This is a genomic window from uncultured Thiodictyon sp., assembly GCA_903837595.1.
Classification (GTDB): Bacteria; Pseudomonadota; Gammaproteobacteria; order Chromatiales; family Chromatiaceae; genus Thiodictyon.
Window position 1 is genome coordinate 1 of the sequence record CAILVI010000576.1, and the last position, 7,163, is coordinate 7,163.

The 7,163-nt window shown below is 60.9% G+C and carries 4 protein-coding genes and 1 pseudogene; 2 read left to right on the plus strand and 3 right to left on the minus strand.

Going from position 1 to position 7,163, the window contains the following annotated elements; genetic code table 11:
• Positions 1-179: 179 nt before the first annotated feature.
• The gene (locus QZY44_RS35530; protein ID WP_295459219.1) at positions 180-2,837 is read left to right on the plus strand and encodes a DEAD/DEAH box helicase; all 2,658 of its coding nucleotides are present in this window, start codon (positions 180-182) and stop codon (positions 2,835-2,837) included.
• A 350-nt stretch (positions 2,838-3,187) separates the two neighbouring features.
• On the opposite strand, the pseudogene QZY44_RS35535 reads toward QZY44_RS35530, so the two are convergent.
• From QZY44_RS35535 to QZY44_RS35545, 3 genes and pseudogenes are all read right to left on the minus strand, one after another.
• Positions 3,188-3,391, minus strand: a pseudogene (locus tag QZY44_RS35535) (IS5/IS1182 family transposase); the annotation flags it as partial.
• A 380-nt stretch (positions 3,392-3,771) separates the two neighbouring features.
• Positions 3,772-4,977 (minus strand): hypothetical protein, encoded by a 1,206-nt coding sequence (locus QZY44_RS35540; RefSeq protein WP_295459222.1) that lies wholly within the window; start codon positions 4,975-4,977, stop codon positions 3,772-3,774.
• 116 nt (positions 4,978-5,093) lie between these two features.
• Positions 5,094-6,005: a competence protein CoiA family protein gene (locus QZY44_RS35545; RefSeq protein WP_295459225.1), complete on the minus strand. Its 912-nt coding sequence runs from the start codon at positions 6,003-6,005 to the stop codon at positions 5,094-5,096.
• Here QZY44_RS35545 and QZY44_RS35550 point away from each other — a divergent pair.
• Entirely contained in the window at positions 5,995-7,026 is a 1,032-nt protein-coding gene (locus tag QZY44_RS35550) for a hypothetical protein (protein WP_295459228.1), read from the plus strand. The genes QZY44_RS35545 and QZY44_RS35550 overlap by 11 nt on opposite strands.
• Positions 7,027-7,163 lie beyond the last annotated feature (137 nt).

A 7,163-nucleotide genomic window follows, 5' to 3' on the forward strand; every position in this document is an offset into this window, starting at 1 on the left:
CACCCAAGAACGCCACGCCCAACCCGACCTCTTCGACCCCGGCGATCCCAGCGATCCGTTCTGATCCGTCCCGCCCGGGCGCTCCTCAGTGAGCGCCCCCCTGGCCCCAAAGTCCGGGACTATCCTCCGCTGCGTTCGCCACTTTTCCGCGGCTTTTCGCAGCCGCTAACACCCGTGCCGTGCTGTGCATTCTTGACTGCTGCTTCAGCGGCCAGGCGCCCGCGCGAGTAATCGAGACCGTCGCCCGTCCGCGAAACGCGCTAGCGCTTGCCGGCATTTATGGAGAAGGGCGAATTTTGCTTGCTGCGTGTGCGCCCAACGAGTCGGCGTGGGAACAGCCAGGCACCGGCCATGGTCTGCTCACGCACGCGCTTATTGAGGCGTTAACGAGGAACGCAAGTGGTTCGGTCAGTTTTCCGGAGATTGCTGGCGAGATCATTCGGCTGACACGCGTCGAGGCTGAGCGCATTAGCGTAAAGCAAACACCTGTGTTCTTGGGAAGCATAAAAGGCGGTCTGGTGTTCCCGACCCTCCGGCCTGGCGAAAATTACGCTGCAGCGTTCCCGACGAGGGCGGTCCAGCAAATGTCGGGGGTGTTCGCAGAGTTTGCTGCCCACGGATTTCCGCCCGAAATAGTCGACCAATGGACGATGCACTTCCCTAAAGGTCTCAATGCCTTGCAAATAAAAGCCGTCAACGAATACGGCGTACTAGCAGGAAAGTCGCTGCTGGCGGTCGCGCCGACCAGTTCGGGCAAGACCATGATCGGCGAGCTGGCTGCGGTCCAGGCGGTGGTCGCGGGGAAGAAGGCTGCGTTTCTTCTACCATACCGGGCACTCGTCAACGAGAAATTCGAAGAGTTCAGCAAACGGTACGCGCCCGCTGGTCTGCGTGTCGTTCGATGCAGTGGCGATGCGACGGACGGTATTGCCCCCGTCTTGGGTGGCCGTTATGACCTTGGTTTCTTCACATATGAGACCTTCCTCAATCTCGCACTGGGATCGCCGCACCTGCTGAACCAGCTTGGCCTTGTGGTACTGGACGAGGGCCAGTTCATCACAGATCCGACGCGGGCTATCACGGTCGAACTTATTTTTGCGCTCTTGCTGAGAGCGCGCCAGCGCGGTATCGAACCTCAGCTCGTGATCTTGTCGGCGGTCATCGGCAACCTCAACAACTTCGATCGCTGGCTCAATGTGCCATTGCTCATTTCCCGTGAGCGGCCAGTGCCCTTAGTCGAGGGCGTCCTTGATCGACGTGGGACGTTCCAGTTCGTCGATGTCGATGGTACTACGAAAATCTCCCCCCTGTTAGCGGCACACTGCATCGTGCAGCGTCGCGACAAGCCCAGTTCGCAGGACGTGATCGTGCCGTTGGCCCAGCAGCTAATCGCGCAGGGTGAAAAGCTTTTGGTTTTCCGCAATATGCGGGGTCCGACGCAGGGCTGCGCCAAGTATCTGTCTAAGGCACTTGGTCTCGCTCCCGCGACAGCAGTCATCGACGCATTGCCGACTCAGGACCTGACCGGCGCCTCACATGATTTGCGCGAATGTCTCGCAGGCGGTACTGCGTTCCACAACACCAATCTTCTGCGTAAGGAACGCGAGGTTATCGAGCAGGGTTATCGCAACGCCGACGGAGGTATCCATGCTCTGGTGGCAACCACGACGCTCGCTGCCGGCATCAATACGCCTGCATCGACAGTCGTGCTTGCGGAAAACGAGTTCGTTGGCGAGGACGGCAGGCATTTCACCGTCGCCGAGTACAAGAATATGGCTGGACGGGCAGGGCGATTGGGTTACAACGAGATCGGCAAAGCCATCATCCTCGCGGATACTCCGATGGAGCGCGCGCAGCTATTCCAGAAGTACGTGCTGGGCGTGCCTGAAGATGTGAAATCGTCTTTCCAGCAGCGCGACCTGCCGACTTGGACGTTGCGCCTGCTCAGCCAAGTGCGGGGCGTGCTCGAGGCCGAAATTCCCGGTCTGCTAGTCAACACCTTCGGCGGTTATTCGGCATCGCGCGCGAATCCTCAGTGGATCGCGACAGTGGAGCTTGAGGTGAAGGGCTTCGTGGAGCGCCTGTCGCAAGCCGGATTAGCAGAACGGGAGGGTAATCTCGTTCATCTGACCTTGCTCGGGCGCGCTTGCGGCGCATCGTCCTTGTCGTTCGAGTCGAGCCTGCGTCTGGTCGAATTGATGAAACAAATTATCGTAGCGCAAACAGTTCCCACCCAGGTGCTGGCGATAGTGCAGGTTTTAGACGAGATGGATGCCATCTATACGCCGGTCATGAAGCGGGGTCGAAGCGAGAGCACTCGGGCGAACGATGTGTCGCAGCGATACGGCTATCCGATGACCCGGACGCTGCAGCGTTACTGTCGCGACGAGATCGAGTTCTGGAGGCGGTGCAAGCGTGCCGCTCTCTTGTACGACTGGATCGAAGGTACGCAAATCGATGTGCTGGAGACGCGTTATTCGTCAAATCCCTTTCAAGGGACCGTTAGTTATGGAGACATCACGCGTATCGCCGATGGGACGCGCTTTCACTTGCGCTCCGCACACCAGATTCTCTCCGCGTTGTTTCCGGATCAGCCGGAATTCCTGCTGGGACTAGACCGCATCTTGCAGCAGGTTGAAATGGGCCTTCCTGCTGCAGCGCTGCCGCTCATGAAGTTGCCAGTGCCTTTGTCCCGAGGACAGTATCTCGCGCTTGTCGCCGCCGGATGTTGGACCCCTGATGACGTTAGAAAGTTGGGGCAAGAACGACTAACCGAATGTGTCGGATCGACACATGCCTCGCTACTGCGGCAGCGCGGAGCTACGGATGCTCGCTAAACCTTTCCGCGCGCCGCAGTCTCCGTCATGTGGCGGCCCCGAGTCCTGGTGGCGGCGTGTTTGATCGGCCGCTGCTCGACTTCTTTTCCTGCTGCCCGACCACCGGCGGTCAAAGACCATTGGCGTGGTCCGGTCGATGATCCCGTTGCGCGCTGCGCGGACCGGCCATGTCTGGGGTAGACATTTCTAACTTGCACAAACCGGACATGACTAAATTGCGCCAACACCGCAACGACCGATAATCGTTTTTATGGTCATGGATCTAACCTGCCCCTGCGACTTCGACGAATACTTACATGGAGTAGCGCAGCAATTCAAGGTACCGCTAAACTCCGCCCGAATGAAGTTGCCAGCAGGGTAGCCGGGCGATATACGGGGCGACTGGTTGCGCGTGACTCAACACCGTCAAACCCGAGTGCACGTAGGTCCAGGGCTTCGACAAAGAGGTCGAAGTGTCTGATCGGAGTGTCCTCGGCGATGATGTCATCCAGCTGCTCAGGTAACAAAGTGCTCTGCCCCCTTGCTTCGCCGACCACGAACCGCTTCCTGCTCAGCCCATCGCATTCTACCGGCAGGGCCGAATTCAAACAGTCTGGATCGCTTCCAACCTTTCAAGCTCATGGCTGGCAGTGACCGGAATCAGGGCGAAGCCGCCGTCGGCGCCACCCAGCTGTATGTCCGGAATTGGCCGTCACCCGCCGTACTGCTCTGTCCTCGCCTGGACCGAGACAGACGCCAGGCAGCACGTGATTGTTCGCTCTCCGATTTCAGCGCTGCCGACTGATCCTCCCGCCCTCTTTCCCACGGAGCACGGCTTCGGATGGACCAAAGCATAACCGGGATCGCTCAGGCCTGGCTGCGCTCGGTGCCGTTCTTCAGTGGGCGGCGCGGCTCGATTGGTCACTCGCTGCCATGCCCACGGTTTGTCCGCCCGTCATGGGGCTTGCTGCAGATGTTTCCGAACGAACGGATCGGTCGCCTCGTCCTGGATCAGTTCGGCGATCAGCGCCTGGGTCTGTTCCATGCGCCCGACGGCCGCGGCGGCGGCGAGGGCTTGGTTGCGTGCCTGCCAAACATCCAGCGCCTTGATCTCGTAGAACTGCCCCTTGGCCATCCAATGCAGGGCCGCGGTCGCTGCCGCCAGCGCGAACTCCGGGGCCTGTTCGAGATGATCCCGCGCCGCGCGGAGTAGGGTGCCGATATCCACCGGCGAGCGGCGGGCCAGGTCCGCGGCCAGGTCGAGGAAGCCGAGCCCTTTGGCGGTGGCGAACCAGCGTCCCGGGTCGTCCGGGGTGGAGGCGATCAGGTCGTCCAGGAGGTCGCGCGCGGCCTTGCCCGGGTATTTCTTCTTGATCGCCCGATAGGTCGCGAGATGGGTCCCGGCCCGGTTGGCGATGATGGCATAGCGGCGGTACGCCTCGTCCGACCGGCCGGCGGCCAGCAGGACCTCCTCGCAGGCCCGGGCCATGGCGGCGGGGCTGTCGTTGAGCCCGACCGAGGCCTCGGCGTAGGCGATCGCCTCGTCGGTGCGGCCCTGGACGGCCAGGGCACGGACCCCGTAGCGGCGATAGTCCCAATAGAGGAAAGGCGCGGTGTCGATCAGGTCCAGGAGTTCCTGGTAACGCCCGGTGGCGAGCAGGCAGGAGAGGCAGCCCGTGGTGCCGCGGAAGTAGCCATGGTGTTCCGGGCTCCAGCTCAGCCGCACCACGGACACCCAGTCATCGGCCGCCCGAGAGGCGCGCTCCGGCGTCCGGCACAGCTCGCCCCAGCGCTCGACGACCTCCGAGAGATAGTCCACCCCGTCTTCTTCCACCGCGCTCCAGAGCCGGTCGAGCCAGTGCTCCCAGGTCTGATCGTCCGCCGGCACCGTCAGCAGCAGGTCCAGCAGTTCATGGACCGTCTTGTTGACCGCATTGCCCAGGGACCCGGATGAGGTGTCCACCGCCTGGAAGGCCGGCCAGATCCGCTCCAGCACCAGGACCGCCCCCTCGGCCGCGAGTGCGGGGTCGGTGCGGTGGACCGCCTTGATCTCGGCGAGGGCCTCCTTCAGCCGCTGAACGCCCAAGCTGGAGCCGCGCCAGCCGAGGGCACGGGCGCGCAAGCGGGGGCGGAAGTTCCAGGGGTAGCTCGGGGTCTTCATCGTTTGGGGTACTCGGTGGCGGTCTCCTCATGATGATGCCGGCGGGCACCTGGCCACCAGGTCCTTACCAGGAAGCGAGTCGCTCAGCGAAACGATACAGCAATCGTGCCACTGCGTCAGTTCTCTCGGACGGCACCGATGCCGTTGAGTTGCTCCAAGACAGCGGCCTTGGCACTGACCGGGATCACCCAGTTGCGGTACTGCGGGTTGTAGCGACCACCGTGCGACTTTGCGATGGCCTTCAGCATTGGGTTGACGCGCTCATTGTACGGCCACCAGAGATGCAGTGCCCATGTGCGGTCAGTAACATGGACCGGCACTTCGGAGACGCGAAACCGGATGCGTTCCGGCGCAGCAGCCGGGATCGGCTTTTCGAATGCCTTGGCGATGGCCTCACACCGGGCCTGCTCGGCGAGATCAGCCGCATCAGGATGAAAGATCCAGTCGCGATTCCCTATGCATTCCAGGATCTCCTGCCGCAAGCTGGTCCAGGTCCAGGACTCGTATTGATAGGGGTCGAGCTTGATCTCGAAACAATGCACGCCGAGCCGCGACAGCGCCTCGCGCTTGCTGTCCTCCACGGCATGGGTCACGGCGACCTCAATGAATACGGGGCTGCCATCATGGGTGCCGGCAACATCAATGCGGTAGTCACCGACAGTCACCTCTTCCCTGGCGGCGGTCAACGTCCAGGTCTCGGGTGGTCTCCCCAGCGCGGACTCGCCCAGCCGGCCATCATCGAGCCGATGCTTTTCCTTGACCTCCAAGCCCGGCACCAGGATCGCCCCCTCTTGGACGATCAATTGTTTCGCAGCCCTGTGCAGGGCACCTTCGGCGGCTCCGACACAGTCGCCATCGCTGGCGTGTGCGAAGTGCCAGGCGCGCACCTCCCCTTGGCGGGCGATCAGTACCTCCCCGCACCCTGGGCAGCAGCACTCGCAAGCCTTGCCGCGGCATACCTCCTCAACCGACACTAGCCGACCCTCTTGATCGACCCCAAAAGACTGAAGCAGACTCATGATTTCCATTGGTGACTCCCCTACTGAAGCTACGATTGCTGGTGAAACTGAGGCAAAGGTGACAGGGGAGGACACCGATAAACAGGAGCCCAACCGGTTGGAAACCGTCTGGGACAGCAAGGAAGTCGCTCAACTAGCGGATATCATAGAGAAAACAGCAAAGGGCTGGAACGATCGGTCCCAGGCAGTCAAACTACTACGGGGTCTCTGCGGACTGGTCGCGAAGGACCCCGAATGCCTAAATCCGACCCGGGACCCAGAAAAATGGGGTTTTCTGGCCCTGGATATCGGCGAGTCACTGCGTGACTCAAATATCCCTGGCACAGATGGATGGGCCACCGATCCAGAGAAGGCCAAGAGTCGAATGACTGATCACTGGCCCAAGCTTGAGGATATTTGGGAAAGACAATCGCCAACCATCGTGGACGCGCTCGCCGCGGCAAGAATTTCCAGCCGGCCGCGCCTGCATAAGCTACCGGGCGGCGGCTCTGGCAAGAACAGCAAATACGGATTCCGATTCGATCCCCTTGAGCAGCAGGCCGATGACGAGCAGCTATCGGATGTGGACCTTCTCAATGTGCCACAGTTGCGTTATCGCCAGGAGCACATCTCAGATAATCGCATGGTGCACTGGATGTCGAAGACCGGTTTTTATCTCGGGGGATGGGGAGGGAAAGTCTTCATTGGGGTATTTATTATCCTGCTGATCATCACCGCATTCTGGTCCTGGCTCGTCTTGGTAGCCATGAGTTTCGCATCCACAACCGTAGCCTTTCTCAAATTTGGGCTGGTCGGCACGTTGACCGTCTTGATCGCCTACATGATCCTCGGTTGGCAGATGCGCCTCGCTACCAATCGTGTCGCTTTTGCGCCATTGCTTTTGCAACCTTTCTCAAACGACGACTACCTGTTAGAGCTGCGAAAGGAAGATGGTGCCACCCGAAACTCCATGTACCTGGTTCGCTATGTTGGCGATTGCCCGATCTGTGGCACCAAGGGCCGCGACATGGTGCGAGTCGAATCGGGGTAACTGTTCAGGTACCCCGGCCAAGCTACCCCAGCTGAGGCATCGGCGGGTTGCCCTGGAACGTCATGACCAAGGCTTGGTAGGTATCGAAGGATTGCTTGTGTAAGGTCGAGAGGTAGGAGCGGACGGTGGCGAACGCC

Coding starts and splice junctions, on each gene's coding strand:
- QZY44_RS35540 (WP_295459222.1), bottom strand. CDS start 4,977: ATGAAGACCCCGAGCTACCCCTGGAACTTCCGCCCCCGCTTGCGCGCC.
- QZY44_RS35550 (WP_295459228.1), top strand. CDS start 5,995: ATGATTTCCATTGGTGACTCCCCTACTGAAGCTACGATTGCTGGTGAA.
- QZY44_RS35545 (WP_295459225.1), bottom strand. CDS start 6,005: ATGGAAATCATGAGTCTGCTTCAGTCTTTTGGGGTCGATCAAGAGGGT.